At 68.9% G+C, this 26062-nt stretch carries 24 protein-coding genes; 18 read left to right on the top strand and 6 right to left on the bottom strand.

Annotated elements, in window-relative coordinates; translation table 11 throughout:
* The 4 genes from C8258_RS13640 to C8258_RS13625 all read left to right on the top strand — a co-directional run.
* Window positions 1-1463: thioesterase domain-containing protein (locus C8258_RS13640; protein ID WP_146161230.1), on the top strand; the 1463-nt coding region annotated here is incomplete at its 5' end.
* Window positions 1464-1883: 420 nt separating this feature from the next.
* Window positions 1884-2102, top strand: a complete 219-nt coding sequence (locus C8258_RS13635) for an MbtH family protein (protein ID WP_030517136.1) — start codon at window positions 1884-1886, stop codon at window positions 2100-2102.
* A gap of 126 nt (window positions 2103-2228) precedes the next feature.
* Window positions 2229-2888 (top strand): SRPBCC family protein, encoded by a 660-nt coding sequence (locus tag C8258_RS13630; RefSeq protein ID WP_106955498.1) that lies wholly within the window; start codon window positions 2229-2231, stop codon window positions 2886-2888.
* Window positions 2885-3286: a helix-turn-helix transcriptional regulator gene (locus tag C8258_RS13625; RefSeq protein WP_106955497.1), complete on the top strand. Its 402-nt coding sequence runs from the start codon at window positions 2885-2887 to the stop codon at window positions 3284-3286. The genes C8258_RS13630 and C8258_RS13625 overlap by 4 nt, the downstream gene beginning before the upstream one ends.
* 32 nt (window positions 3287-3318) lie before the next feature.
* Here the strand turns inward: C8258_RS13625 and C8258_RS13620 are convergent, their stop codons facing one another.
* The gene (locus C8258_RS13620; protein ID WP_106955496.1) at window positions 3319-6657 is read right to left on the bottom strand and encodes a BTAD domain-containing putative transcriptional regulator; all 3339 of its coding nucleotides are present in this window, start codon (window positions 6655-6657) and stop codon (window positions 3319-3321) included.
* A 529-nt stretch (window positions 6658-7186) separates the two neighbouring features.
* Between C8258_RS13620 and C8258_RS13615 the strand changes: the two genes are divergently transcribed.
* Genes C8258_RS13615 through C8258_RS13605 form a run of 3 tightly spaced genes read left to right on the top strand, consistent with a single transcriptional unit; the run spans window position 7187 to window position 9094 of the window.
* Window positions 7187-7624 (top strand): hypothetical protein, encoded by a 438-nt coding sequence (locus C8258_RS13615; protein WP_146161229.1) that lies wholly within the window; start codon window positions 7187-7189, stop codon window positions 7622-7624.
* A gap of 52 nt (window positions 7625-7676) precedes the next feature.
* Entirely contained in the window at window positions 7677-8387 is a 711-nt protein-coding gene (locus C8258_RS13610; protein ID WP_036505725.1) for an NUDIX domain-containing protein, read from the top strand.
* 47 nt (window positions 8388-8434) lie between these two features.
* Complete coding sequence (locus tag C8258_RS13605; RefSeq protein ID WP_146161228.1) at window positions 8435-9094, top strand: hypothetical protein; 660 nt, start codon at window positions 8435-8437, stop codon at window positions 9092-9094.
* Window positions 9095-9099: 5 nt separating this feature from the next.
* Here the strand turns inward: C8258_RS13605 and C8258_RS13600 are convergent, their stop codons facing one another.
* Window positions 9100-10353: a TetR/AcrR family transcriptional regulator gene (locus C8258_RS13600; RefSeq protein ID WP_369974749.1), complete on the bottom strand. Its 1254-nt coding sequence runs from the start codon at window positions 10351-10353 to the stop codon at window positions 9100-9102.
* A gap of 441 nt (window positions 10354-10794) precedes the next feature.
* On the opposite strand from C8258_RS13600, the gene C8258_RS13595 reads away from it, so the two are divergent.
* Window positions 10795-11238: an SRPBCC family protein gene (locus C8258_RS13595; protein WP_106955518.1), complete on the top strand. Its 444-nt coding sequence runs from the start codon at window positions 10795-10797 to the stop codon at window positions 11236-11238.
* Here C8258_RS13595 and C8258_RS13590 read toward each other — a convergent pair.
* Window positions 11235-11858, bottom strand: a complete 624-nt coding sequence (locus C8258_RS13590; protein ID WP_106955492.1) for a TetR/AcrR family transcriptional regulator — start codon at window positions 11856-11858, stop codon at window positions 11235-11237. The two genes, C8258_RS13595 and C8258_RS13590, sit on opposite strands and share 4 nt — an antisense overlap.
* Window positions 11859-11985: 127 nt before the next feature.
* On the opposite strand from C8258_RS13590, the gene C8258_RS13585 reads away from it, so the two are divergent.
* The 6 genes from C8258_RS13585 to C8258_RS13560 are packed head-to-tail and all read left to right on the top strand — an operon-like array spanning window position 11986 to window position 20043.
* Window positions 11986-13563, top strand: coding sequence for a carboxyl transferase domain-containing protein (locus tag C8258_RS13585; RefSeq protein ID WP_106955491.1), 1578 nt, complete (start codon window positions 11986-11988; stop codon window positions 13561-13563).
* Between the two features lie 5 nt (window positions 13564-13568).
* Window positions 13569-15611 (top strand): acetyl/propionyl/methylcrotonyl-CoA carboxylase subunit alpha, encoded by a 2043-nt coding sequence (locus C8258_RS13580; protein WP_106955517.1) that lies wholly within the window; start codon window positions 13569-13571, stop codon window positions 15609-15611.
* Window positions 15608-16768: an acyl-CoA dehydrogenase family protein gene (locus tag C8258_RS13575; RefSeq protein ID WP_036505721.1), complete on the top strand. Its 1161-nt coding sequence runs from the start codon at window positions 15608-15610 to the stop codon at window positions 16766-16768. The genes C8258_RS13580 and C8258_RS13575 overlap by 4 nt, the downstream gene beginning before the upstream one ends.
* A gap of 8 nt (window positions 16769-16776) precedes the next feature.
* Window positions 16777-17262, top strand: coding sequence for a MaoC family dehydratase (locus C8258_RS13570; protein ID WP_106955516.1), 486 nt, complete (start codon window positions 16777-16779; stop codon window positions 17260-17262).
* Between the two features lie 8 nt (window positions 17263-17270).
* Window positions 17271-18089 carry a CoA ester lyase gene (locus C8258_RS13565; RefSeq protein WP_106955490.1) on the top strand — a complete coding sequence of 273 codons (819 nt, stop codon included), beginning with the start codon at window positions 17271-17273 and terminating at the stop codon, window positions 18087-18089.
* A gap of 7 nt (window positions 18090-18096) precedes the next feature.
* On the top strand, window positions 18097-20043 hold the full coding sequence (locus C8258_RS13560) for an acetoacetate--CoA ligase (protein ID WP_106955489.1): 1947 nt from the start codon (window positions 18097-18099) through the stop codon (window positions 20041-20043).
* A gap of 32 nt (window positions 20044-20075) precedes the next feature.
* On the opposite strand, the gene C8258_RS13555 is transcribed toward C8258_RS13560, so the two are convergent.
* Both C8258_RS13555 and C8258_RS13550 read right to left on the bottom strand, forming a co-directional pair.
* Window positions 20076-20804, bottom strand: coding sequence for an ABC transporter ATP-binding protein (locus C8258_RS13555; RefSeq protein WP_106955488.1), 729 nt, complete (start codon window positions 20802-20804; stop codon window positions 20076-20078).
* A gap of 25 nt (window positions 20805-20829) precedes the next feature.
* On the bottom strand, window positions 20830-21879 hold the full coding sequence (locus tag C8258_RS13550; protein ID WP_106955487.1) for an ABC transporter permease: 1050 nt from the start codon (window positions 21877-21879) through the stop codon (window positions 20830-20832).
* A gap of 129 nt (window positions 21880-22008) precedes the next feature.
* Here C8258_RS13550 and C8258_RS13545 point away from each other — a divergent pair, with 129 nt between their 5' ends.
* The 3 genes from C8258_RS13545 to C8258_RS13535 all read left to right on the top strand — a co-directional run bounded on the left by C8258_RS13545 (window position 22009) and on the right by C8258_RS13535 (window position 24346).
* Window positions 22009-23208 carry a sensor histidine kinase gene (locus C8258_RS13545; protein ID WP_199195694.1) on the top strand — a complete coding sequence of 400 codons (1200 nt, stop codon included), beginning with the start codon at window positions 22009-22011 and terminating at the stop codon, window positions 23206-23208.
* Window positions 23205-23822: a response regulator transcription factor gene (locus C8258_RS13540; protein WP_036505716.1), complete on the top strand. Its 618-nt coding sequence runs from the start codon at window positions 23205-23207 to the stop codon at window positions 23820-23822. Before C8258_RS13545 ends, C8258_RS13540 begins: the two co-directional genes overlap by 4 nt.
* 98 nt (window positions 23823-23920) lie before the next feature.
* A complete protein-coding gene (locus tag C8258_RS13535; RefSeq protein WP_036505732.1) occupies window positions 23921-24346 on the top strand; it encodes a PPOX class F420-dependent oxidoreductase in 426 nt (141 codons plus the stop codon).
* A gap of 30 nt (window positions 24347-24376) precedes the next feature.
* Here the strand turns inward: C8258_RS13535 and C8258_RS33630 are convergent, their stop codons facing one another.
* Window positions 24377-24757 (bottom strand): cupin domain-containing protein, encoded by a 381-nt coding sequence (locus C8258_RS33630; RefSeq protein WP_106955515.1) that lies wholly within the window; start codon window positions 24755-24757, stop codon window positions 24377-24379.
* A gap of 457 nt (window positions 24758-25214) precedes the next feature.
* Between C8258_RS33630 and cobM the strand changes: the two genes are divergently transcribed.
* A complete protein-coding gene (gene cobM / locus C8258_RS13525) occupies window positions 25215-25982 on the top strand; it encodes a precorrin-4 C(11)-methyltransferase (RefSeq protein ID WP_106955485.1) in 768 nt (255 codons plus the stop codon).
* The last annotated feature ends 80 nt before the right edge of the window (window positions 25983-26062 follow it).

Here is a 26062-nt window from a genome sequence, read left to right as displayed (position 1 = left end):
TGGGCGCAGTGGGCGGGTCCGGGGACGTGGGCGCAGCCGGCACGGGCGGGGAACGCATGTACCGCACCGGCGATCTGGTGGTGTGGAACGCCGACGGCGAGCTGGAGTACCGCGGCCGCTCGGACTTCCAGGTGAAGCTGCGCGGGCTGCGGATCGAGCCCGGGGAGATCGAGGCGGCGCTGGTCGCGCAGCCCGAGGTCGCTCAGGCCGTCGCGCTGGTGCGCGGTGACGACGGTACCGACCAGCAGTTGGTGGCCTACGTGGTCGCCGAGGCCGGTCACGCCGTCGACGCCGATCGGCTGCGGACCGAACTCGCGCGGCGTCTGCCCGGCTATATGGTTCCGGCGGCCGTGGTCGTCCTCGACGAACTTCCGGTGAACGCGTCCGGCAAGCTCGACCGCCGTGCCCTGCCGGCGCCGCCGCGCGCGGTGCGCGAGTTCCGCGCTCCGCGGACCCCGGCCGAGGCACTGGTCTGTACCACCTTCGCGCAGGTGCTGGGTGTGGAGCGGATCGGCCTGGAGGACAACTTCTTCGAACTCGGCGGCACTTCGCTCTCGGCGACCACGCTCGCGGCGCGGTTGAGTGCGGCCCTCGGGCAGCAGGTGCCGGTGCTGACGTTGTTCACCGCGCCGACGCCCGCGGCAGTGCTGGCCGAACTGGACCGGGCGGCGGGCGAGATCGATGCCGATGGCGCCTTCGATGTGCTGCTTCCGTTGCGGCGCAACGGTATCGGCGAGCCGCTGTTCTGTGTGCATCCGGTCGGCGGAGTGGCGTGGTCGTTCGCCGGCCTGGCCGCCTCGATGCAGCGGCCGCTCTACGGCCTGCAATCGCCGGCGCTGAGCGGGGAGGACCTGCCCGGCACCGTCGAACAGTGGGCGCGGCGCTATGTCGAGGCGATCCGCTCGGTGCAGCCGGAAGGGCCCTATCACCTGCTGGGCTGGTCGCTCGGCGGTGTGCTCGCCCATGCCGTCGCGGTGCAACTGCAGGACGAGGGTGAGCGGGTCGACCTGCTGGCCGTGATGGACAGCCGGTTCGGCGAACCGGATGCCGGCGAGTCCGAGCCGGTCGCGACGGCGGAACTGCTGGGCGGCTTGCTGGGGGAGCGGTTCGAGGAGTTCGGCGACGCCATGCCGGACGATCCTGCCGAGATCCTGGACGCGCTGCCCGAACCGTTCGCGTCGCTGGGCCGGGAGCGGATCACCGCCGTCCTCGAGGCGGCGCTGGGATCGGTCGATCTGGCCGCCGCCTATCGGCCCCGGATCTACCGCGGTGATCTGACGTACTTCGTCGCCGCCCACGACGCCTCGAGCGAGCCGGCCGCCGAACGGTGGATACCGGCGGTCAGCGGAACGGTGCGGCGCCACCACCTGCCCACCACCCACTGGCGCATGACTTCCGCGGAATCGTTGCGACGCATCGGCGCGGTGGTCGGCGAACACCCGGACGACAGCGAAACGGCCTGACCCGCATCGCTTGTCGCCTCATCAGCCCGGAGCCGATCAGGTTCCGTGCGGCCCTCGGGCGCCGGTCCGGCGTCCGCGGTTCGCGACCGTGAAAGGAAGAAGGAAGAAAGTATGGACGGCACTGTCGACTACGCCGCGATCATCACTCAGGTGCTGAGCTTCCTCAGCTCCGGTTCCAGCATCGCCTATACCCCGAAGTAAACCCGCACCAGCAAAGGATTTTCGACTGATGGATACCGGAAGCTCCGGCCTCGGCAGCATCTTCACCGCTCTCGCGAACCTGCTCTCCACCGGATCGGCGGTGTCGGTGACACCGGGCGCTTGATCGCGGTGCGGGCTCGAACACCGCGGGCCCGCACCACCCCCGGCGCGGTGGCGGTACCGCCGCACCGGAAACAGTTCCGCACGAAAGGTATTCGAATGAGCAACCCATTCGACGATGACGACGCCGAGTTCTACGTCCTGACCAACGATGAAGGCGAGCACTCGTTGTGGCCGGTGTTCGCGGCCGTGCCGAGCGGATGGACGATCGCTCATGGCCCTTGTCTGCGTCAGCTCTGCCTCGACTATGTCGAATCGCACTGGACCGATATGCGCCCGAAATCGCTGATCGAGGCCATGCGTCTGCAAGCCAACTGAATGCGTCGCGCCGCGGCGTGCCCTCCGAACCCCCCTGCACCCAGCACGCCGCGGCGTTCACGTCCTCCTCGCATCGATTGAGGCCGCCTGCTAATATAAGTGCAAACTTATAGAAGGAGGTATGTCATGCCCTTGCTTTCCGACCCCACCGCCCTCGCCGGCCTCGTCACCCGCGAGGTCCGCACCGGCTCCCGCGACGGCGCGACCACCAGGATCGCCGTCGCCCGCCGCAGCTACCCCACCGATCAGGCAGATCTGTGGGACGCACTGACCAATCCCGAGCGCATTCCGCGCTGGTTCCTGCCGATCAGCGGCTCACTGGAGGTCGGCGGCCGATACCAGCTCGAGGGCAACGCCAACGGCGTGGTCGAACGCTGTGACGCGCCGAAACACTTCGCCGTCACCTGGGAGATGGGCCCGCAGATCTCCTGGCTGGAGGTCACTCTCGGCCCGGCCGGCGACGGTACCGAACTGAAGCTCGAGCACGAGGCGCCGATCGATCCGGCCATGTGGACGCAATTCGGTCCCGGTGCGGTCGGTGTCGGCTGGGACCTCGCCCTCCTCGGCCTGGGGATGCATCTGGACAGCGGCGAGCCGGTCGATCCGACCGTCGCGCTCACGCTGCACACCACGCCGGAGGGCCGTACATTCATCCGCACCGCCGCCACGGCGTGGGGTGAGGCCGCGATCGCCGACGGCGACGACCCCACCGCGGCCCGCACCGCCGCCGAACAGACCTTCGCCTTCTACACCACCGAACCAGAGGACACTCCGGAACCTCGATGACCGCCCCACCCGCCCGCATCTTCGATGCGCTGGGCGACCCCGTTCGCCGTCACATCCTCGAACTCCTGGCCGCCGGCGAACACTCCGCCGGCGCCCTGGTCGAATCGATTCGCGCTGCCACCCCGATCTCCCAGCCCGCGGTCTCGCAACACCTGAAGACCCTGCGCGACACCGGTTTGGTCACCGTCCGCGCCGAGGGCACCCGCCGGTACTACCGCCTCGACCCCGGCGGCGTGGAGATCGCCCGAACCTGGCTCACCGCCCTGCTCGACCCCCTGCACCACCTGGCGAACCCTCTCGACGCTCTCGCCACCGAAATCGCCCGCGGCAAACGGACGCGGGATTCCGAACCCCGGGTCCGAGGGGCCGGCGGCGAGGAGAAGCGGGCGACCGGGTGAGCGCGTTCGGCTGATCCGGCGATGCCGCCGCATCAGAACGGTGCCGGGAAATCCCTCGCGGCGAGGCCGATGGTGTCGGTGTTCATCAGCTGAGTTGATTTGAGCTGCTTGCGGATTCGCTCGCGGAGCCGGGTGGCGGCGGCGCGGTGCTTGGCGGCGGTGACGCCGTCTCCGCATGCCGCCGCCAGATCGGCGAGGATCTCGTCCACCGGATCCAGTGGGGTGAAGCCGGTTTCGAGGCCCGCGACCGTGCCGGCGGCGGGGAGGAGCCGGCGATACAGTTCGGCGCAGTCGGCGGTGGAGCCGAGGGTGATGGCCGCGCGGGCACGGTGGGCTCGCATCAGGACGGGGTAGAAGTGCTCGTCGACCTCCGGGCCGTGGTGGAACAGGGCGGCGGCTTCGGCGCGCGCGCCGGCGTCGAGGAGAGCGACGATATAGATCTGGGTGAGCATGCCGGGCAGGGCGGCTTCGATATCGGCGAGGGCGTCCGCGGCGGGAGAGAGATCGCGACGCGCCCAGCCGAGCGGAAGCAGCGCGATCAGGGCTGCCTCGTCGCCGTGCGGGAAGCCGGAATCTCTTGCCGCCGAGACACTTTCGTCGAAGTAGTGCGCCGCACGGGAGATATCGCCGCGCAGGATCTCGGTGGCCGCGCGGAAGTAGCCGAAGATCGTCGCCAGCGGGCGCACCTGCGCGGTCGCCGCGAACTCCAGGGCCAGCGTCGCCTGCCGTCCGGCCTCGATCAGGTCGACGTTGCGGCAGGCGGTGCGGAAGTGCAAATAGTGTGCGAGGGCACGATAGTGCGGAAGGTCGGCGGCGGTGGCGATGCGCTCGAGCTCGGCGGTCCAGTACCCCAGGCCGTCGCCGGAATGTCCGTCCAAGACGAGATGGGTCAGCGCGTTCAATGCCATGCACTGCAGTTCGGCGTCTCCGGTGCTGCGCGCCAATTTCAGTGCGGCGTGGGCGCGGGTGTGGGCGAGCCGGTGCGCGGCGGGGCTGGCTTCGAAGACCGCCGTGATCAGCAGGCGTGCCTGCGTCGCCACCGGCTGGTCGCGCGCGGAGGCGACCGCGAGTGCGCGCCGCAGCCGCGGATTCGTCCACCTCCAGTCCCGCATCGCCCAGACCACCGGGGCCCGCCAACTGGTCAGCGCGCGCACCACCAACTCCCCGTCGCCCAGTGCGGTGGCCAGCCGCAGCGCCTGTTCCCGGGCTTCGCGGGCCGCGACGATCCGTCCCGCGTACGCGGAGGCGGTGACCAGTTCGCAGTAGGCGTCCACACAGGCGATCCGATCCGCGGCGGGGGCGTCGTCGTCCTCGTGCCCGGCCAGGCGCCGCAGTTCGATCACCGTGCGCCACAGCGGCGCCGCGTCCGCGCGCATCCCGCGTTCGACACAGTGCCGCGCCGCCGTCGTGATGTAGTCGACCGCGGAATCGGCGGTACTCGCCGTGGCCGCGCGCACGGCGTGATGGGCCAGCACCTCCACGGCCCGGGTGTCGTCGGGACGGCACCCGCCCAGCAGTGCCAGCACACCCTGATGCATCCGGGTCCGCCGCAGTTGTGCGATCCCCGCGTAGACGGTGTCACGAATCAGCGGGTGCGCGAACATGATCCGGCCGGCGGGATCGATGATCACCAGCCGTGCCACCTCGGCGGTGCCGACGAGGTCGACGATCTCGTGCTCGGAGCGTCCGGTCAACGCCATCAGCGTCGCCGGTTCCACCCGCTCACCGCAGACGGCCGCGTACTCCAGGACCTCGCGAACCGGGTCCGGCATCCGCGCCAGTTGTTGTTCGATCACCCCTCGGGTGCTCGGCGGCAACGTGTGGACGTCGCCGCCCACCGCCATCGCGGCGGTGAGTTCGCGCAGAAACAGCGGATTTCCACCGGTGCGTTCGTGCAGCAGCGCCAGCAGATCGGTGTCGAGTCCGGACAGTCCGGCGGCGCGCGCGATGGCGCAGGTCCCATCCAGATCGACGCCGGTGAGCTCGATATGCGCGGCGGTCGGGTCGGCCAGGGCGGCCACGGCAGCCCGCACCGGCGGCGGCGCCTCCGTCTCGCGCAGAGTGGCGATGACCAGCAGCGGCTGATCGTGCAGCCATGCCATGGCTTGGCGCAGGATCTGCAGCGTGGCCTCGTCGGCCCGGTGCAGATCCTCCAGGATCAGCGCGACCGGACCGTCTGCGACCGCCTTGCGGCACCGGTCGGCGATCACCCGCGAGATCTCGAAGGCCCCACCGAGCACCGGCCGCGAGGTCAGATCGGCGCCGAATCGCGCGGCGACCTCCGCCCACACCCATGCCTGCGGCGCTCCGTCGACCTCCGGGCAGCGTCCGGTCGCGACCACCCAGTCGCGGCGGCGCAATTCGGCGGCGACGGTCTCGGTGAGAGTGGACTTGCCGAAACCCGCGCCGCCACAGACCCACACCACCCGGGCGCCGTGTTCGGCGGCCTCGCAGGCGGCTTCCAGCACGACCTTGCGCTGCACCGGATATCCGGGCGCCGTCGTGGTCGCGGCCGGCTCGGCCGACGAGCGCGTGATGTCACGCACGATGTCGGCGCGCACGGCGAGGGGCGCGGTCGGCACGGTGGAGTCGAGCACCGGGACCGCCTGGTTGAGGATGGCGGTCTCCAGCTCCTGAATGCGTTGTCCCGGATCCAGCCCCATTTCCCGGGTGAGGAATTCCGCCGTGCGCCGTAACGTGGCCAGCGCTTCGGTCTGCTGCCCCAGCCGATATTGCGCGAGGGCGAGCAGTCGCACGCTCTCCTCGCGGTCGGGCCGGTCCTCGACGGTGCGCCGCAGGCCGCTGATCACCTCGGTGGTGCGGCCGAGTTCCAGCGCGGCCTGGGCGCGCAATTCACCGGCGGTCAGATACAGATCGGTCAACCGCGCCGCCTCGGCCGCCGCCCAGCCACAATCGGCGAAGCTCTCCAGCGCGCGTCCGTTCCAACAGGCCAGCGCGGTATCCAGCATCCGAGTGCGGGTGGCCGCCTCGGGGGCATGGGCACCGCTGCTGACTTGCAAATATTCGTGCAACAGCGATTCGAACTGCCAGGCGTCGACTTCGGTGTCGCGCAACCGCAGCGCGTAACCGAGACCCTCCGACACCACCACCGTCGCCGGCGCGCGGGCGGGACGTTCGGGTTCGAACACCCGCCGCAGGTTGTGGACGTGCACCTGCAGCACCGAAGTCGCCTTCGGCGGGGGTTCGCCGTCCCACAACTCGTCGACCAGCCGATCGGTGGACACCGCCCGGCCCTGCGCGATCACCAAGCGCGCCAGCAGGGCCCGGGTGAGCCGGCCCGCGAGGCGGATGGGAGTTCCGTCGAGTGCGATATGCATCGGCCCGAGGACATGGATGCGCCGTTCAGCCATGCCATGCCCCCTGCCACCGTGACATCCCGGACACCTTCCCCATGGCCCGCCCCCGTCCGTGCGCCGACGGGACGGCCAAAACGCTGGACATCTGATTTAAATCAGAATCTCTACTATAAATTTCGGGCGCTGTCTGTCGTTAGCTTCATGGTTGCCAAATCGTTATATCCATTCCGTGTGGTAGTACCGGCCGGAGCGTGTTGTGCATCACGTTCCGGCTGTTCCAGGTTGCGACACACGTGGTTCGATCCTGAGTGGCGAGGTGAGCGGCCTGTAATGCAATTGTGACTTTTTCGCCGAACTGCGGATTCGCGGTCGGATGATCATCCTCGGCTCGTATATTTCATCGCAACTTCGGAATTGCTCTCGATATCGGTCCAATTGCTTCTCGCCCGATTCGACCGGAAGTGAACCAGAAGTGGGATGGACAAGGCTGACGTTCACAAACCTGATGGATGGGGAGGTTTCGAATGGTTCGAACGTCACAGAACGCGGTAACGGAATTCGGTGGCGCAGGGCAGGAGAAATCATGAGTCAGAACAGGATCCGTCCCCGGCCTACCGTGCCGGACATCGTGGCCCTCTTTCACGACGACGATCAGGCGGGAGAACTGTTCATGCGGACCGACGAGGTGATCGCGGTACCGGCCGGTCAATTCGTGGCCATGGCCCGTGCCGTCGCGCAACTGGCCGACCGTGCCCTGGTCGGCGGCGGAATTCACGCGGACCGCCCGGACGAGGGGACGCTCGGCGCCTTCGGGGACGTGGGCGAGAATTCCGTCACGGAACCGGAACCGGTCACCCGCGGTCTCTATGTCGACGCCGACGGTGACGTATGGGAGCACGACGAGCTCGGCTGGCGGCTACTGTTGCAGGCCGGCGTGGTGGTCGACCCGGTTTCACATTGGGACTGGATCCTCGGCCATGTCGGTGAATTCGGCCCGTTCACTTTCGTCGCCGCGAGCTGAGGAATTCGCCGCCGGAGTTTTTATCGTCAGACTGACGATTACAATGCCCGTCATGGGCAGTGGTTTTCGCCTCAATGCAGCGGTCGCGGTCGATTTGGTGGTTCTGACCCTGGGCGCCCGCCACACTGCCAACGACACGCTGTGCGCACTGCTGGTCCAGCGGCTCTACGCCCCCTATCGCGGACGATGGGCCCTGCCCGGCGGTTTCGTCCGCCCCGAGGAAAGCCTCTCCGCCGCCGCGGTCCGGGAGTTGCGCGAGGAAACCGGCATTCGCGGCGACCGCATGCATCTGGAGCAACTGGCGACCTACGGTGAACCCGGCCGTGATCCGCGCGGCCGGGTCATCAGTACCGCCTATCTGGCGCTGGCGCCGAATCTGCCCGCGCCGCAAGCGGGTTCGCAAGCCACCGCGGCCGGCATCTGGTCGGTGGAGCAACTGCTCGCCGAGCGTGGCCGCATCGCCTTCGACCATCGGCGCATCCTCACCGACGGCGTCGAGCGGGCCCGCGCGAAGCTGGAATACACACCGCTGGCCACGGCCTTCTGTGCCCGCGAATTCACGGTGGCCGAATTGCGCCGGGTCTACGAGGTCATGTGGGGCACCGACATCGATCCGCGCAATTTCCACCGCAAGGTCACCACCACACCGGGTTTCGTCCTGGCCACCGGCGCCACCACGACCCGCGACGGCGGTCGTCCCGCCAAGCTCTATCGCGCCGGGCCCGCGCAGGTGCTGCACCCACCGATGTTGCGGCCCAGCTGATTCCCCGTCGTTGCCCCGGCGTGCCCGCGCGGTGGTACACCAAGAGTATGACGGAGGTCACAACCGCAACCCCGAGCGCGCCGACGGTCGCCGGGCGCTCGGCGGAGTTCTGGGGATATTTGATGTGGGGGCTCGCGGGCATCGTCATCGCGGTCCCGGAGTTGGCCGCGGTTTTCGATCTGGCCGACTGGCCGACGATTTCGGCGACGATCGGCCACCTCGAGGACGGGCATTCGTGGGTGCGGCTCGTGGTCGTCTTCGTGATCGTGGTGCTGGCCTACTACTCGCTACCGCAGCTGGCGATGCCGCCGCAGCAACCGGCCACGGTCGCGGGCCGGCAGACCACGGCCAACGGCCGGCTCACGCCCGACCCGGATGCCGTGCGCACCGAGGGGATGGGTGGCTATCTGGTGCTGGCCTGCGCGGCGCTGGCCGCGGCGGTCGCCTTCGCCGGTGGAGCCCGCGCGGTCGATCCGGGATCCTTCGCCGGCGCCTACGTGCTGTACGGAACCATCGCGGTGATGTGGGTGATCGTGCCGAGCATGCTGTCGATGTTCTTCGCGCGGGAAGTGCCGTTCCCCACCCTGTTTCGCACCATCGGCTATCTCGAGCATCGCGCGGGATTCGTCGCCGCGCTGCTGCTCGGACTGCTGGCGATCCTGCTCATCCACCTCGCGCTGTATCCGTGGCCGCGGATGAACAGCTGAGGCGATCACTCGCCGCGCGGCGACCCGAACAGGACAACCTCCATCAGCGCCATGACTCGCTCCGGCGGGCAGAGGTTTTCGTCGTCGCCGAAGACCCGGCCCAGATCGACCACGAGTCCGAAGCCGGCCTGCACCAGAATGCGCGCCTGCGCCTCGGAGAGCTCCGGCCGCACCGCGACCAGCAATTTCACCCATTCGGCCACGATCAGCCGCTGGATATTGCGCAGTACGGTGCGTTCCTCGGGCGGGACGTGGCTGAACTCGGCGTAATAGACGAAGGTCAATTCGCGTTCTTCGAACGACCCGGTGACATACAGGCCGATCAGTTTCGACAGTGCCTCGGCCGGAGATTTCGACGAGGCGGTGGCCGGGCCGATCGCGCCCGACACCCGATCCGCCGCCCGCCGGAACGCGGCCGCGAGCAGGTCGCTCTTGCTGCGGTAATACCGGTAGACGGCCGAGGCCGCGGACAGATCCGCGGCCGTCGCGATATCCTCCACGCTCACATTCGGATAGCCGCGCTGATGAAACAGCTCCACCGACTTCTTCAGCAGCAGTTCGTGTTTGAACGACTGCGGGATCTCCGCCGCCCGCGGCGTGCCGGCCGACGGCGCGGCGTCCGGAAGTTCGGCGCCGATGATCGCCCACGCGGCCGAATTCAACACCGCGGTCAGCGATTTCACGGGGAGGGTGGCGTGGTGGTCGCCGATGCTGCTGACGATGCTGAGCAGGGCCACCGCCCGTACCAGCCGATCGCGCCGGGTCAGCTCCGGGCGCAGTTCATCGAGCAGGCCGGCGAGGGCACGGATCGAGGTGGTGAACTGCTCGTCCAGCGTGGCGCGATCGGTGTCGTCGAGGTAACGCCCCTCCCACCGGGCCAGCGTCACAGTGGGTCGATTGGCGATGGTCGCGGCGATCATGGCGTCGAGCACGCCGGCCAGCCGCTGCTGCGCCGGAAGCTCGGCGGCCTCGGGGGCCACCGTGGTCGATTCCACCGTCAGCGCGCCGAGGCGCAGCAGTTCCTCCCGGAACAGCGCGTACTTGCTCGGATAGTGCCGGTACAGGGCCGCCGAGGAAATGCCGAGCCGGGAGGCGATGTCCTCCATGCTGACCCCGTGATACCCCAGCGAGCCGAAGGCCGCCGCCGAGGTCGCGGCGATCTGGGCGCGCCGATTCTTCGGGCGTCGGCGAATCACCCGCTCCTGCGGCTTTGTTGTCGGCTGTTCTGCGGGGCTCGCGGTGCCACGCTCTACGCTCACGGTTCCGGCCTGTCTGTGGTGCGGCGGCACTCCTCGGCACTCATGAATGCCATGGTAGTCACCGGGTGATTTCCGGCTGCCCGGTGTTACCGCCGGTTCCGGGAGGTCGGCCGGAGATCGGTGCGGTGGCGAAGGCCGGTTCCGGGCCGGATCGGCACAATTGTGGACTATCGCCGCCGACTCGCGGGCGACGGGGTGTGCCGGGGAGAATGAAAGGCTCTCTGTCACAAGGAAATACCGACCGGATTCAACTTTTCGCGGATGCCGCCCGGCTTGGGCGAACGACCAGATCGCTTGCGCGTATCGAAATAGCATCGTTTCGACTCTTGTCCCTGGCAGCGGGTGCCCGCCGCGCCGTACGCTGCGCTGGCACTCGGCACCGAACCGGCATTCCCGCCGGTCGGGAACTCATCCGACACCGCGGTAGCGAAGGGACTCTCGATGCGCACGCTGGACCTGGAACGGATCATCCGGGCACCTCGCGCCGACGTCTTCGACTGGATCACCGACGCCACCAACTACCAGCGCGTTCCGGCGATCCGGCGGGTCACTCCGGTCCGTCCGGGCAATGTCTCCGAACACGGGGTGGGGGCGGTGCGGCTGCTGGTGACGCCGCTGGTGCGGCTGACCGAGGAGGTCGTCGACTACGACCCGCCGCGACTGTTCCGTTATCGAGTACTGAAATCGGTTCCGCCGCTGCGCCGCCAGGACGGAACCGTGACCTTCGACGACCATCCGGCGGGCACCCGGGTGCGCTGGCATTCCCAATTCGAAGTCGCCGCACCGCTTTTCGCCGCCGCGTGGACTCTGGCGCTGATCCCCGCCGTCTATCTGGGCGTGAGCGCGGTCCTGTCCACCGCCGAGGCCGAACTGCGCCGCGACTAGGCCGGCTCGGCCCTCTGGTCGGTCGCTCGGCTCAGCGCCGCCCAGGCCATCTCCCGCAGGATGGGCCGAGCCCGTCCGGCCAGGGTGGGGGAGGCACTGTGCGGGGTGGAGTTGATCAGTCCGAAGGTGGCGTGCGCCTTGACCCGCGCGGCGGTCTCGTCCAGTTCCGGATGCAGGCCGCGCAGCACGCCGACCCAGATCTCCACGTACTGCCGCTGCAGGCGGCGCACCTGCCGACGGGCGGATTCGGGCAGACTTTCCAGGTCCCGGTCCTGGATGCGGATGAGTTCGGGCTCGCCGAGGGCGAAGTCGAGGTGGAACTCGATCAATCCGGACAGAGCCGAGCGCGGTGATTCGGCCTGTTCGGCGACAGCCTGGCCGCCCTCGAACAGCCGGGTACTGATCCCGACCAGCAATTCCACCAGGAGGGCTTCCTTGTTGGGGAAGTGCCGGTAGACCGCCGGGCCGCTGATACCGGCCGCCGCCCCGAGGTCGTCGAGCCGCACCCCGGGGAAGCCGCGGTCGGCGATGAGTCGTGCCCCGGCCTCCAGTAATTGTTGCCGCCGCTGCGCCTTGAGCTGCTCCCGGCGTGTGGGGGCGATGGCCTCACCGCTGCTCATCGGGCTCCTCTCCGCAGGTCGGGGGCGTTCGGCGGGTCCTGGTTCCGGCACGCCTGGACATTTCAGTTAACGAAGATTATCTTAGTTTCCAGTTATTGGCCACTAACCGAATGGGCAGGATGGCGTGATGACCCTGACGCAGGACGTGCAGGCCGGCAATCGTGCCGCACATCTGGCGCTGCTCGACGAGCTGCGCGCGAAACTGGCGGCGAGTGCGCTCGGCGGACCCGAGCGGGCCCGCGAGCGCCATCTGGCGCGCGGCAAGCTGCTGCCGCGCCAGCGGGTGGACCGGCTGCTGGACCCCGGCAGTCCGTTCCTGGAACTCTCGCCGCTGGCGGCCGACGGCATGTACGGCGACGACTGCCCGGGCGCGGGGGTGATCGGCGGTATCGGACGAGTGTCCGGCCGGGAATGCGTGATCGTCGCCAACGACGCGACGGTCAAGGGCGGCACCTACTACCCGATGACGGTCAAGAAGCATCTGCGCGCGCAGGAGGTGGCACTGCAGAACCATCTGCCGTGCATCTACCTGGTGGACTCCGGTGGTGCGCATCTGCCGCATCAGGACGAGGTCTTCCCTGACCGCGAGCACTTCGGCCGGATCTTCTACAACCAGGCGACCATGAGCGCCAAGGGAATTCCGCAGATCGCGGCGGTACTGGGTTCCTGCACCGCGGGCGGCGCCTATGTTCCCGCGATGAGCGACGAGGCCGTGATCGTGCGCAATCAGGGCACGATCTTCCTCGGCGGGCCGCCGCTGGTGAAGGCCGCCACCGGCGAGGTGGTCACCGCGGAGGAACTCGGCGGTGGCGAATTGCACTCGCGCACATCGGGTGTTACCGACCATCTGGCCGACAGCGACGAGGACGCGCTGCGCATCGTGCGCCGCATCGTCGGCACCTTCGCACCGAAGTCGCCGAGTCCGTGGGAGATCGCGGCGCCGGTCGACGCCATCGCCCCGCAGTCGGAGCTCTACGACGTGGTTCCGGTGGACCTGCGTACGCCCTACGACGTGCACGAGGTGATCGAGCGCATCGTGGACGGCGGTGAATTCCAGGAATTCAAGGCCGAATACGGCCGCACCCTGGTCACCGGCTTCGCGCGCATCCACGGCCACCCGGTCGGCATCGTCGCCAACAACGGCGTGCTGTTCGGCGAATCCGCCCAGAAGGGCGCGCATTTCATCGAATTGTGCGACAAGCGGGTCATTCCGCTGGTGTTCCTGCAGAACATCACGGGTTTCATGGTCGGGCGCGACTACGAGGCGAGCGGTATCGCCAAACACGGCGCGAAGATGGTGACCGCGGTCGCCTGCGCGCGCGTGCCGAAGCTGACGGTGGTGATCGGCGGTTCCTACGGCGCTGGCAACTATTCGATGTGCGGGCGCGCCTATTCGCCGCGCTTCCTGTGGATGTGGCCGAACGCCCGCATCTCGGTGATGGGCGGTGAACAGGCCGCCTCCGTGCTGGCCACGGTGCGCGGCGATCAGCTCGGCGATGCCTGGACCGCGGAGCAGGAGGAGCAGTTCAAGGCGCCGATCCGGGATCAGTACGAGCACCAGGGCAATCCGTACTACTCGACTGCCCGGCTGTGGGACGACGGGGTCATCGATCCCGCCGACACCAGAAACGTGCTCGGCCTGGCCCTGTCGGTCTGCGCGCAGGCGCCCCTCGAACCTGTCTCCTACGGCGTATTCCGGATGTGATCACCATGCTGAACAAATCTCACCCGGTGCCCTTCGACACCGTGCTGGTCGCCAACCGCGGCGAGATCGCGGTGCGCGTGATCCGCACGCTGCGCGCCATGGGTATTCGCTCGGTGGCGGTCTACAGCGACGCCGATGTCGCCGCCCGGCACGTGGCCGAGGCAGACGTCGCGGTGCGGCTGGGTCCGGCGCCGGCACGGCAGAGCTATCTCGACATCGATCGGGTGGTCGATGCGGCGGTGCGGTCCGGTGCGCAGGCCGTGCATCCCGGTTACGGCTTCCTGTCGGAGAATTCGGCCTTCGCCGCGGCGCTGGAGAAGGCCGGCATCGTCTTCCTCGGTCCGCCCGTGCGGGCGATCGAGATCATGGGCGACAAGATCGCGGCCAAGACCGCGGTCGCAGATTTCGGCGTGCCGGTCGTGCCCGGTATCGCCCGGCCCGGCCTCACCGACGACGAATTGATCACGGCCGCAACCGAAATCGGGTATCCGGTGCTGGTCAAGCCGTCGGCGGGCGGTGGCGGCAAGGGGATGCGCCGGGTCGACGATCCCGCCGATCTTCCCGCGGCGCTGGTGAGCGCGCGCCGGGAGGCCGCCGCGGCGTTCGGCGACGACACCCTGTTCCTGGAGCGGTTCGTCGCCACACCCCGGCATATCGAGGTGCAGATCCTCGCCGACCGGTTCGGCAACGTCCTGCATCTGGGTGAGCGGGAGTGCAGCCTGCAGCGCCGGCATCAGAAGGTCATCGAGGAGGCGCCCTCGCCGCTGCTGGATCCGCAGACGCGGGCCCGGATCGGCGCCGCCGCCTGCAATACCGCGCGCAGCGTCGACTATGTGGGCGCGGGCACCGTCGAATTCATCGTCTCCGCCGACCGGCCGGACGAATTCTTCTTCATGGAGATGAACACCCGGCTGCAGGTCGAACATCCGGTGACCGAACTGGTGACCGGGGTGGACCTGGTGGAATGCCAGGTTCGCGTCGCGGCCGGGCAGAAGATCGTCGCCGAACAGGACGACATCCAGCTCACCGGGCACGCCGTCGAGGCCCGGGTCTACGCCGAGGATCCCGGCCGCGACTTCCTGCCCACCGGCGGCACCGTGCTGGCGCTGGCCGAACCGCAGGGGCCCGGCGTGCGGGTGGATTCGGGGCTGCGCACCGGCAGTGTGATCGGCAGCGACTACGACCCGATGCTGTCGAAGGTGATCGCGCACGGCCCCGATCGCGCGACCGCGATCGCCCGGCTGGATCAGGCGCTGGCCGGCAACCAGGTCCTCGGCGTGCGGACCAATACCGACTTCCTGCGGTTCCTGCTCGCCGATCCCGATGTGCTGCGCGGTGATCTCGACACCGGACTGCTGGACCGGCGCGCCGGAGATTTCCGGCCCGCGCCGGTCACCGACGATCAGTTCGTCGCGGCGGCGGTGTCGCGCTGGCTGCGGGCGTGGCCGGCCGCACCCCGAGGCCCGTGGGAAGTTCCGGACGGCTGGCGCATCGGCACCGCGGCGCCCACGGTGCTGCGGCTCGAAGGCGGCGATCGCGTTGTGCACGTGGCGATTACGGGCACACCCGCCGACGCGTGGGTGGCGGTGGACACCGGCCTGCCGCGTTCGCTGACCGCCGCGCTCGACGACGCGGTGCTGACGATCGTCCTCGACGGAATCCGGCTGCGGTACCGGGTCGCCGAACAGGCCGGCCCGATCTGGGTGGCCGGCGCCGACGGTGTCGCGGCGGTGCGTGAGGTGGCCGAACCGAGCCTGCGCGGCGGCGACGAACAGCTCACCGACGCCGAAATCCTCAGCCCCATGCCCGGTTCGGTGATCGCGGTGCACGTGGCGCCGGGCGCCGAGGTGGCAGCCGGTACCCCGATCGTGGTGGTCGAGGCGATGAAGATGGAACACACCTTGACCGCGCCGGTCGCCGGAAAGGTGGAGTTGCTGGTCGCCGCGGGCGACCAGGTACAGGTCGAACAGGTCCTGGCGCGGATCGCCGCCGAACCCGCCGAGGACCCCGAGAAATCGGACACCGAGCAGAAAGAGGCACAGGCATGAGCGATTTCCTGTCCACCGGCACGCTGCCGGAGGAGTACCGCGATCTGGCGCTGACGGTCCGCGATTTCGCGAATCAGGTCGTCGCGCCGGTGGCGGCGAAACACGATGCGGCCCATACCTTCCCGTACGAGGTCGTATCCGGCATGGCGGATATGGGCCTGTTCGGCCTGCCGTTCCCGGAGGAGTACGGCGGTATGGGCGGCGACTACTTCGCGCTCTGCCTGGCGCTGGAGGAACTCGGCAAGATCGACCAGAGCGTGGCGATCACGCTCGAGGCCGGGGTGTCGCTGGGCGCCATGCCGATCTACCGGTTCGGCAACGAGGCGCAGAAGCAGGAGTGGTTGCCGCAGTTGACCTCCGGGCGCGCATTGGCCGGTTTCGGTCTCACCGAGCCCGGTGCGGGCAGCGATGCCGGCGGCACCCGCACCACCGCTGTGCGCGACGGCGACGACTGGATCATCAACGGCAGCAAGCAGTTCATCACCAACTCGGGCACCGATATCACCCGGCTGGTGACGGTGACCGCGGTGACCGGGGAGTCGGAGGGCAAGAAGGAGATCTCCACCATCCTGGTGCCCACCGACACCCCGGGATTCGTCGCCGAACCGGCCTACAACAAGGTCGGCTGGCACGCCTCGGACACCCATCCGCTGAGCTTCACCGACGTGCGGGTGCCGCAGTCGAATCTGCTCGGTGAACTCGGCCGCGGCTACGCCAACTTCCTGCGGATCCTGGACGAGGGCCGGATCGCGATCGCGGCGCTGTCGGTCGGCGCGGCGCAGGGCTGTGTCGATGAGAGCGTGCGCTACGCCGGTGAGCGGGAGGCGTTCGGCCGCACCATCGGCCGCAATCAGGCGGTGGCGTTCAAGATCGCGCGGATGGAGGCGCGGGCACACGCCGCGCGCACCGCCTACTACGACGCGGCGGCCTTGATGCTGGCGGGCAAGCCGTTCAAGAAGCAGGCCGCGATCGCGAAATTGGTCGCCAGCGAGGCCGCGATGGACAACGCCCGCGATGCCACCCAGATTTTCGGCGGCTACGGCTTCATGAACGAATATGCTGTGGCCCGGCACTATCGCGATTCCAAGATTCTGGAAATCGGCGAGGGCACGACCGAGGTGCAGTTGATGCTGATCGGACGGGAGCTGGGACTGTGAGCGAGCCGATGGAGCCGGTGCGCCGGGTGGTGCAGCGCGGACTGTGGTTCGAGGAGCTGGAAGTCGGTGTGCTGTACGAACATCGGCCCGGGCGCACCATCACCGAAGCGGACAACGTCGCGTTCACCACGCAGACGATGAATACGCAGGCGCTGCATCTGGACGCGGCCTTCGCCGACGGTCTCCCGCCGTTCAATCAGCGGTTGGTCAATTCCATGCTCACCCTGTCGACGCTGGTCGGACTGTCGGTGGCCCAGCTGACGCAGGGCACCATCGTGGGCAATCTGGGTTTCTCGGAGGTCGCCTTCCCGAAGCCGATGTTCCACGGCGACACCCTGTACGCCGAAACCCTGGTCACCGCCAAGCGCGAGTCGAAAAGCCGCCCGGGTGAGGGGATCGCGACCTTCGCGCACACCGGGCGCAACCAGCACGGCGACGTGGTGGCCACCGCGGTCCGTCAAACCCTGATGCGGATGCGCCCGAACGGCGAGTAGGAGAGCGGATGAACTGGGAACTCCCGGGCCCGGCCTGGCTGTTCTGCCCCGCCGACCGGGGTGAACGCTACGAGAAGGCCGCCGCCGCGGCCGACGTCGTGATCATCGATCTGGAAGACGGCGTCGCGGCCGGAGACAAGGAGGCCGCGCGCGAGGTGCTGATGGCCACGCCACTAGATCCGGAGCGGACGGTGGTCCGGGTCAACGCGGCCGGCACGCACGACTTCGACGCCGACCTGACCGCGCTGGCCTCGACCGCCTACCGTCGCGTCATGCTGCCGAAATGTGAATCGGCGCAACAGGTCTCGCTGCTGTCGGACTACGAGGTGCTCGCGCTGTTCGAATCGCCGCTGGGCGCGTTGCGCACCGAAGAGGTCATGGCCGCGCCGAATGTGATCGCCTCGATGGCCGGGGCGGAGGATCTGGTCGCCGGGCTCGGTGGCAATTCCAGCCGCCGCGCCGACGGCGGTTATCGCGATGTGGCACGGCAGCTGCGCTCGACCGCCCTGCTGGCGGCGAAGGCGTACGGCAAGATCGCGCTGGACTCGGTGTATCTCGATATCGCCGACCTCGACGGACTGCGCGCGGAATCCGACGAGGCGGTGGCGGTCGGCTACGACGTCAAGGTCGCGATCCATCCGAAGCAGCTCGCGGTGATCCGGGCCGCCTACGCGCCGGCGGACGAGGAAGTGGACTGGGCCCGCCGGGTGCTGGCGGAGGTGCCCGACAATCGCGGTGTGTTCAGTTTCGAGGGACGCATGGTGGACGGCCCGGTGATCCGGCACGCCGAGCGCATTCTGCAGCGCGCCGGGACCCGGCAGAGCTAGGAGAGTCATGACGCAACCACAGTGGGAACCCGATGCGGGGGACGTGGAAACGGCGCGGGTCACCGACTTCGCACGATTCGTCGGGGCCCGGACCGGACGAGAATTCGCCGACTACCACTCGCTGTGGGAATGGTCGATCACCGACCTCGCCGGGTTCTGGGGCGCGCTGTGGGAGTACTTCGAACTCGGCGACGCGCCCGGCACGGTGCTGGCGAGTTCCGATATGCCGGGGGCGCAATGGTTTCCGGGGCAGCTGCTGAACTACGTCGATCAGATCGCACGCCATGCCCGCACCGATCGGCCCGCGATCGTCTACGCCGGCGAACAGGGCGGCCTGACCGAGATCTCCTGGGCGGAACTGCTGGGCCGCGCCGCCTCCTTCGCGGCGACGCTGCGCGAGCTCGGCGTGGGCCCTGGCGATCGGGTCGTCGGTTACCTGCCCAACATCCCCGAGGCCGTGATCGCCTTCCTCGGTACGGCCGCTATCGGCGCGGTGTGGAGTGCCTGCGGCCAGGACTATTCTGCCAAGGCGGCGCTCGACCGGCTGGGGCAGTTGGAGCCGGCCGTGCTGGTCACCGCCGACGGTTACCACTTCGGCGGGAAACAGCACGACAAACGTGACGATATCGCCGCCCTGCGGGCCGGCCTGCCGACCGTCCGAGCCACCGTCGTGGTGCCGCGTCTCGGCGGTGCGGTGCCCGACGCCCTGGACTGGAATGCGGTCGCCGCGCCCGAGGGCGCCGAATTGTCCACCGAGCCGGTCGGTTTCGCACATCCGCTCTGGGTTCTGTTCTCCTCCGGGACCACCGGCCTGCCGAAGGGGATCGTGCACGGGCACGGCGGCGTGCTGCTCGAACATCTGAAAGCCGCTGCGCTGCAATCGGATATCGGGCGCGGCGACGTCTTCTTCTGGTACACCAGCCCCAGCTGGATGATGTGGAACTTCCAGGTCGCCGGCCTGCTGGTGGGCGCGACGATCGTCTGCTACGACGGCAGTCCCACCTTCCCGCACGCCGATTCGCTGTTCGACCTGGCGGCGCGTACCGGCACCACCGTGCTCGGGACCAGCCCGGGTTATGTGCTCGCCTGCATCAAGGCCGGTGTGGTGCCGCGGCGCGACCACGATCTCTCGGCGCTGCGTACGGTCGGTATCACCGGATCGTCGCTGCCGCCGTCGTCGGCACTGTGGTTGCGCGACAACGTCGGCGAGCGGGTACAGGTGAACTCGATCAGCGGTGGCACCGATGTGGTGTCCGCCTTCCTCGGCGGTGTGCGCACGGTGCCGGTGTGGCCGGGCGAGCTGTCGGTGCCGTTCCTGGGCGTCGCAGTGGATGCCTGGGACGAATCGGGCCGGCCGGTGCGCGGCGAGGTCGGGGAACTGGTGATCACCGCCCCGATGCCCTCCATGCCGGTGTCGTTCTGGAACGATCCCGACGGAAGCCGGTATCGCGCAGCGTATTTCGAGATGTTCCCCGGTGTCTGGCGGCACGGCGACTGGATCACCGTCACCGACCACGGCAGCATCGTCGTGCACGGCCGCTCCGATTCGACGCTGAACCGGCACGGCATCCGGATGGGCTCGGCCGATATCTACCAAGCGGTGGAACAACTTCCGGAGATCGCCGAGGCCCTGGTGATCGGCGCCGAACAGCCCGACGGCGGCTACTGGATGCCGCTGTTCGTCACCCTCGCCCCGGGCGCCGAACTGACCGACGAGCTGAAACAGCGCATCAACGCCACGATCCGCAGTGAGGTCTCGCCGCGTCACGTCCCCGACGACATCATCGCCGCCCCGGGCATTCCGCATACCCGCACCGGCAAGAAGCTCGAGGTGCCGATCAAGAAACTGTTCCAGGGCGCGGACCCGGATCGCGTGGTCGAGCGCAGCGCGGTCGACAATCCGGACCTGCTGACCTGGTATGCGGCGGTGCCGGCGCGGAAACGGGCGACGTAGCCCGCGCCCGGATACCGTCCCGGCGGCGTAGATCAGGCGGCGAGCTCTCCCGCCTCGTCCACCGACAACCGGCCGTCGACCATGCGGTAGACCGCGTTCATGCGGTGCAGATGGGTGCGGTCGTGGGTCACCAGCAGGGTGGCGGCGGCGTGGGTGTGCACGACCCCGAGGATCAGGTCGATGACGGCGGCCCCGCGTTCCTGGTCGAGGGCGCTGGTGGGCTCGTCGACAACCAGCAGCGCGGGGTCGTGCATGAGAGCGCGGGCGATGTCGACGCGCTGTCGTTGACCGCCGGACAGCTGGGCCGGGCGCTTCTTCTCGTGGCCGCGCAGCCCGACGGCATCGAGGAGATCCATGGCCTTGTCCCGGGTTCGGCGTCGCAGGCGCGGTGAGACGACGGTGTGGCCGCCCAGATGCCGCATCACCTCGAGTTGTTCGACCGCGGTCAGGGCCGGAATGAGATTGGGCTGCTGGAACACGATTCCGATGCGTTCCCGGCGCAGGGTCGTGGCCTCGCGGCGGGACACTCGGGCGAGGTCGACACCGCCGTCGTCGGTGTCGAGCAGGATCCGGCCCGAATCCGGGCGCACGAGCGTCGACACCGTCGCCAGCAGACTGGATTTGCCCGACCCCGACGGGCCGGTGATGGCCGCGATCTCGCCGCCGCGCACGGTCAGTGCCACCCGGTCGAGGGCGGTGAGGCGGCCGGCGCCGTCGGGGAATGTGAGGGTGAGATCGGAGACGGTCAGGTTGGTGGTCATCGAAAGCTCCTGTGCGGTAATCGAATCAACGAGAGTTGTTGAGCGCGGTGAGCGGATCGGCGGTGACGAGGAAGCGCAGGGCGAACACCGCGCCGAGCAGCCCGAGCCCGATCAGGGCCAGCGCGGGCACCACGGTCGTGGCGGCGCTGAGTACGAACGGCACCGCCCCGCCGAGGAACGCCCCGGCCAGTGCGGTCACTCCGACCCCGACGCCGACACCCAGGAGCAGCACGATCAGCGCCTGTCCCAGTGCGTCGCGAACCAGCGCGGTCGTGGTAGCCCCCAGCGCTTTCAGCGTGGCGATATCCGGCGTGCGCTGGATGGTCCAGACGGTGAAGAACGCACCGATCACCAGGGCGGAGATCACGAACAGCATCACGGTCATCAGCGTGAGCGAACCGTTCTCGGCCCGATACGACCCGATCGCCTGCAGTGCGCCGTCGACGCTCGTGGTGCGGGTGTGCGCGGCGCTGTTCACCGCATCGGTGCCGGGCACGCCGGAGGCGACCAGAATCGTGGCCGCCCCGCCGCGCGGATCGAGGCGCTGCCAGTCGGACAGCGTCGTCCAGACCACCGGGGTGTGCGCGTACCAGTCGTCGCCGCCGATCCCCGCGACCGTGAAGATCCGGTCGCCGATCGACACGCGCTCACCGGCGGTGGCCGAGAGATCCTCGGCGACGGCCTTACTCAGCACAACGGTGCCGGGGCGGGTAACCACCTCATTGCCGAACGCCGTGCCGTCGACGCCGAATATCGCCACCTGGGTCGGCGCGGACCCGTCCCGGACGGCCTGGCTACGGCCGATGCCCACCGGATCGACGGTTCCCCCGGCTCGCTGCCAGCGCTGTACCTGTTCGCCGGTCAACGCCGAGGAATCGAACGACGGGTCGGCGCCGGTATCGGCGAAGACGACACTGCCGCCGGACAGCCGCTCGAGGGCGGAAATATTCTGATGGGCGAGTCCGGCCGTGAGTCCGCTCAGAAAACTCACCAGCAGGGCCACCATGGTGACGACCAGGGTGATGAGGAGGAATCGGCCGCGGGCGGCCCGCAGATCTCGCAGTGCGACGAACATATCTCCACCCTCGCGGTGAATCCGCCGGTCGGCATCGCCTTCGCGGACACTTCGCGACCGCCCGACGGTGGGGTGCCGATTCCACCTTTCGATGGATGCCGCCCCGATAACCGCGCATAAGCTGGCAGCGTGCACCGCTCTCCACTCACCCCCGTTTTCGCCGCACTGCAGGTAGGACTGCATGTGTTGATGACGGCGCTGGTGGTCGTGGTGATGGTGCGGGCGGCCGTTCCCGGTGACGACGGCACCCGGCCCATCGTCGCGGTGATCGTGCTCGCGGCGTTGTTCCTGGTCGTCTACTTCGCGGGCGGGCTGCTGCGCGGGCGTCCGGTCGCGGCCCGGGTGTGGCTGGGCGGGCTCACGGCGCTGTGGCTGGCGCTGATCGTGCTGGTTCCGGAGGCCGTCTACCTGGTGTTCGGACTGTTCTTCCTCTATCTGCATCTGCTGCCGCGACTGTGGGGACTGGCCGCGGTCGTCGCCGCCACGATCGTCTCGGTGGTCGGGTGGGGATTACACGAGGGGTGGACGGTTCCCGGGATCGCCGGGCCGGTGCTGGGCGCGATCGTCGCGATCGCGATCGGCCTGGGTTATCGGGCGCTGTTCCGCGAGGCGGCCGACCGCCAGCAGCTGATCGACGAATTGCTCTCCACCCGCGCCACTCTCGCCGAACGCGAACGCACCGCCGGCAAACTCGCCGAACGGGAACGGCTGGCCCAGGAGATCCACGACACCGTCGCCCAGGGGCTGTCCAGCATCCAGATGCTGCTGCATGCCGCCGAGCGCGACGCGCCGGATCATCCCGCGCTGCAACAGATCCGGCTCGCCCGTGAGACCGCCGCGGACAACCTGGTCGAGACCCGGCAGTTGATCGGCGACCTGACCCCGGCGGTGCTCGAGGGGCAATCGCTGAGTGATGCGCTCGAACGGATCGCTCGGCGTGCCGAGGGCCCCGGGCTGAGCGCCCGCACGGTGGTCGAGGGGACGCCGATGCGGCTGCCGATGCCTGTCGAGGCCGCGCTGGTGCGGGTGGCGCAGGGTGCGGTGTCGAATGTGGTGCGGCACGCCCGCGCCGCCCGGATGCGGATCACGCTCACCTACGGTGACGACGCCGTCCATCTCGACGTGGTCGACGACGGTGTGGGTATCGATCCTGCGGTCTTCGGGGGCGGCACTTTCGGCCTCAACGCCATGCGCAGCCGCGTCGAACAGCAGGGCGGTGTCATGGACGTCGAATCCGAACCGGGGCATACCGCCGTCACCGTGTCGTTTCCGCTGCACGACTCGGAAACCGCTGCCGCCGAGCTCATCTCGCGGGAGGACCTGCCGTGATACGTCTCCTGCTGGCCGACGACCACGCCATCGTCCGCGCCGGGCTACGGGCCCTGCTGGATTCCGGCGAGGACATCACAGTGGTCGGCGAGGCCGCCACCGCCGAGGAGGCCGTGGCCTTCTGCACCACCACACACCTCGATCTGGTGCTGATGGACCTGCGCTTCGGCCCCGGCAAATCCGGCGTGGACGCGACCCTGGCCCTGCGCGCCCTGCCCGATCCGCCGAATGTCCTGGTGGTGACCAACTACGACACCGACGCCGATATCCTCGGCGCCATCGAGGCGGGTGCCTGTGGCTACATCCTCAAGGACACGCCGCCACCGGAACTCCTCGCCGCCGTGCGCGCAGCGGCGGCGGGGGAGAGCGTGCTGTCGCCCTCGGTCGCCTCCAAACTGATGACCCGCGTCCGCAAACCGGATACCACCCTGAGCGCGCGCGAGATCGAGGTGTTGCGCCTGGTCGCCGACGGCCATTCCAACCGCGATATCGGCAAACACCTGTTCCTCAGCGAGACGACGGTGAAATCCCATCTGGTGCATATCTATTCGAAGCTGGGCGTGAGATCGCGGACCTCGGCGGTGGCGCGGGCGCGCGAGCGCGGGGCCATCTGAACGGCGGCCGGCGCATCCGGCGCCGATGTCGAGCGCGGCCGGGGCCGTCGGCGCGTGTCGGGGCCCGCCCACCGGCCGCCGCTTCCTAGGGTGTGCTCATGCCTTCCATCACCGATCCCGAAGTGCGGGAATTCCTCGCCGGCGGCACCCGTACCGGCAAATTGGCTCTGGTCGCCTCCGACGGCCGCCCGATCGTCAATCCGGTGTGGTTCATCCTCGACGGCGACGACCTGGTCTTCAACACCGGCAAGACCACCGCCAAGGGCAAGGCGCTGGCGCGCGACCCCCGCGTCGCCCTCTGCGTGGACCTCGACGAACCGCCGTACGCCTATTTCCAGGTGCAAGGCGTCGCCACCCTCTCCGAGGACCCCGCCGAACTCCTGCGCACCGCCACCGCCATCGCCGCGCGGTACATGGGTCCGGACCGCGCCGAGGAATTCGGCCGCCGCAACGCCGTCCCCGGCGAGCTGGTCGTGCGGGTGCGCCCGGACAAGATCCTCGGTGGGCTGAATATGACCGGATAGCCGGAAGAACACCGGGTAGCCGGAAGAAACTCAGCGGCGCCGGGCGTACTCCGCGGCCGCGGCCCAGTCGATCATCACGCAGGCTTGGTCACCGACGGTCCAGGCGTCGTGGCCGGGCGGGCACTGCATGAAATCTCCCGGGCCGACCTCACATTCGGTGCCGTCGTCCATCCGGATGTGCAGCCGCCCCGACACGCAGTAGCCGATATGCGCGGCCTGGCAGCTGTCGGTTCCCGCGATCGGCTTGACGTGGGTGGACCAGCGCCAGCCCGGCTCGAAGACGGCCCGGCCGACCGCGCCGGAGGATGCCTGCACGACCTCGAGACGCCCGCTGCCGGATTCGAATTCCCGCGTCTCGTCGGCGGCATCGAAATTCCGCACCAGCAACGACGTCGCCGCCGCCCCGTCCATATCGTCCTCACGCACCAGGTCGAGATTGCGGAAGACCGCCGGCTCGTCGCACAGGGCGGCGAGGGTTTCGGCGAAGCCGGTCGTCTCGGGCAGCGCGGAATTCGCCATGGCCTGCTCGTAGGAGGGAAATTCCACGATCTGCAGATAGGTGTCCGGGTGGTCGCGGTCCCTGGTTTCCATACTGTGCGTCGCCGAACGCGATCCCTCGGTGGCGGTCAGCCACCGATCCAGCGTGCGATTGAACTCGTCGAGCTGCGAGGTCTTGAACTCGATGGTCTGAACGAATTTCGTCATCGTGGTCACCTTCGAAGTTGTGGATGACCCCGGACATGATTTTACGCCGCGCAGCCCCGGGTGAAGCTGCGCTGCAGCGAGATCACCACCCTGCCCGCGCAGCATCGAGCGCGGGTGGCCGGGCTGAACTTTCCGGGATCGGCCGGGCACCTAGACTCCGGGCATGACCGTGCATTTCATCGGAGCGGGGCCCGGGGCGGCCGATCTGCTGACGCTGCGGGCGGTGGCGTTGTTGCGGGAATCTCCGATGTGCCTGTATGCGGGGACGTATCTGGATCCCGAGGTGCTGGCGCATTGCGCGCCGGAGGCGGAACTGATCGATACCCAGGGACTGGACCTGGACGAGATCGTCGCGCACTGTGCGCGGGCCGATGCCGCGGGCAAGGATGTGGCTCGGCTGTGTTCGGGGGATCCGTCGATCTATTCGGCGCTGACCGAGCAGACGCGGCGGCTCGACGCACTGGGCATCTCCTGGGATGTGACGCCGGGGGTGCCGGCGTATGCGGCGGCGGCCGCGGTCCTGGGCAGTGAGCTGACCGTGCCGGAGGTGGTGCAGTCGGTGGTGCTGACGCGGACGCGGGTGCGTTCGACCGCGATGCCCGAGTCCGAGGCGCTGGGGAATTTCGCGCGGACACGGGCCAGTCTGGTGCTGCATCTGGCGATCACGCGGATTCGGGAACTGGCCGCGGAACTGGCGGACGAGTACGGCGCGGACTGTCCGGCCGTGGTGGTCTACCGGGCCAGCCAGCCCCAGCAGCGGATTCTGCGCGGGACACTCGCCGACATCGCAGGCCGGGTGGAGGCGGCGGGGTTGCGGCAGGCCGCGGTGATACTGGTCGGGCGGGCGCTGACCCCCGCGCTCGCCTGTGCGCAGTCGCATCTCTACGACCCCGGGCGGGAGCGGCACCCGATGTCCGGGCCCGGCGCGTGACCCACCGCGCGCACCGCGATTTCCGTCACTCGGAACCGACGATTCCCAGCGGGTTCCCAATACCGGACCGAACCGCGAGG

The organism is Nocardia sp. MDA0666, assembly GCF_003023875.1.
Classification (GTDB): Bacteria; Actinomycetota; Actinomycetes; order Mycobacteriales; family Mycobacteriaceae; genus Nocardia; species Nocardia aobensis.
This window is presented reverse-complemented; position numbering and strand designations above follow the sequence as displayed.

Coding starts and splice junctions, on each gene's coding strand:
- C8258_RS13635 (WP_030517136.1), top strand. CDS start 1,884: ATGAGCAACCCATTCGACGATGACGACGCCGAGTTCTACGTCCTGACC.
- C8258_RS13630 (WP_106955498.1), top strand. CDS start 2,229: ATGCCCTTGCTTTCCGACCCCACCGCCCTCGCCGGCCTCGTCACCCGC.
- C8258_RS13625 (WP_106955497.1), top strand. CDS start 2,885: ATGACCGCCCCACCCGCCCGCATCTTCGATGCGCTGGGCGACCCCGTT.
- C8258_RS13620 (WP_106955496.1), bottom strand. CDS start 6,657: ATGGCTGAACGGCGCATCCATGTCCTCGGGCCGATGCATATCGCACTC.
- C8258_RS13615 (WP_146161229.1), top strand. CDS start 7,187: ATGAGTCAGAACAGGATCCGTCCCCGGCCTACCGTGCCGGACATCGTG.
- C8258_RS13610 (WP_036505725.1), top strand. CDS start 7,677: ATGGGCAGTGGTTTTCGCCTCAATGCAGCGGTCGCGGTCGATTTGGTG.
- C8258_RS13605 (WP_146161228.1), top strand. CDS start 8,435: ATGACGGAGGTCACAACCGCAACCCCGAGCGCGCCGACGGTCGCCGGG.
- C8258_RS13595 (WP_106955518.1), top strand. CDS start 10,795: ATGCGCACGCTGGACCTGGAACGGATCATCCGGGCACCTCGCGCCGAC.
- C8258_RS13590 (WP_106955492.1), bottom strand. CDS start 11,858: ATGAGCAGCGGTGAGGCCATCGCCCCCACACGCCGGGAGCAGCTCAAG.
- C8258_RS13585 (WP_106955491.1), top strand. CDS start 11,986: ATGACCCTGACGCAGGACGTGCAGGCCGGCAATCGTGCCGCACATCTG.
- C8258_RS13580 (WP_106955517.1), top strand. CDS start 13,569: ATGCTGAACAAATCTCACCCGGTGCCCTTCGACACCGTGCTGGTCGCC.
- C8258_RS13575 (WP_036505721.1), top strand. CDS start 15,608: ATGAGCGATTTCCTGTCCACCGGCACGCTGCCGGAGGAGTACCGCGAT.
- C8258_RS13570 (WP_106955516.1), top strand. CDS start 16,777: ATGGAGCCGGTGCGCCGGGTGGTGCAGCGCGGACTGTGGTTCGAGGAG.
- C8258_RS13565 (WP_106955490.1), top strand. CDS start 17,271: ATGAACTGGGAACTCCCGGGCCCGGCCTGGCTGTTCTGCCCCGCCGAC.
- C8258_RS13560 (WP_106955489.1), top strand. CDS start 18,097: ATGACGCAACCACAGTGGGAACCCGATGCGGGGGACGTGGAAACGGCG.
- C8258_RS13555 (WP_106955488.1), bottom strand. CDS start 20,804: ATGACCACCAACCTGACCGTCTCCGATCTCACCCTCACATTCCCCGAC.
- C8258_RS13550 (WP_106955487.1), bottom strand. CDS start 21,879: ATGTTCGTCGCACTGCGAGATCTGCGGGCCGCCCGCGGCCGATTCCTC.
- C8258_RS13535 (WP_036505732.1), top strand. CDS start 23,921: ATGCCTTCCATCACCGATCCCGAAGTGCGGGAATTCCTCGCCGGCGGC.
- C8258_RS33630 (WP_106955515.1), bottom strand. CDS start 24,757: ATGGACGGGGCGGCGGCGACGTCGTTGCTGGTGCGGAATTTCGATGCC.
- cobM (WP_106955485.1), top strand. CDS start 25,215: ATGACCGTGCATTTCATCGGAGCGGGGCCCGGGGCGGCCGATCTGCTG.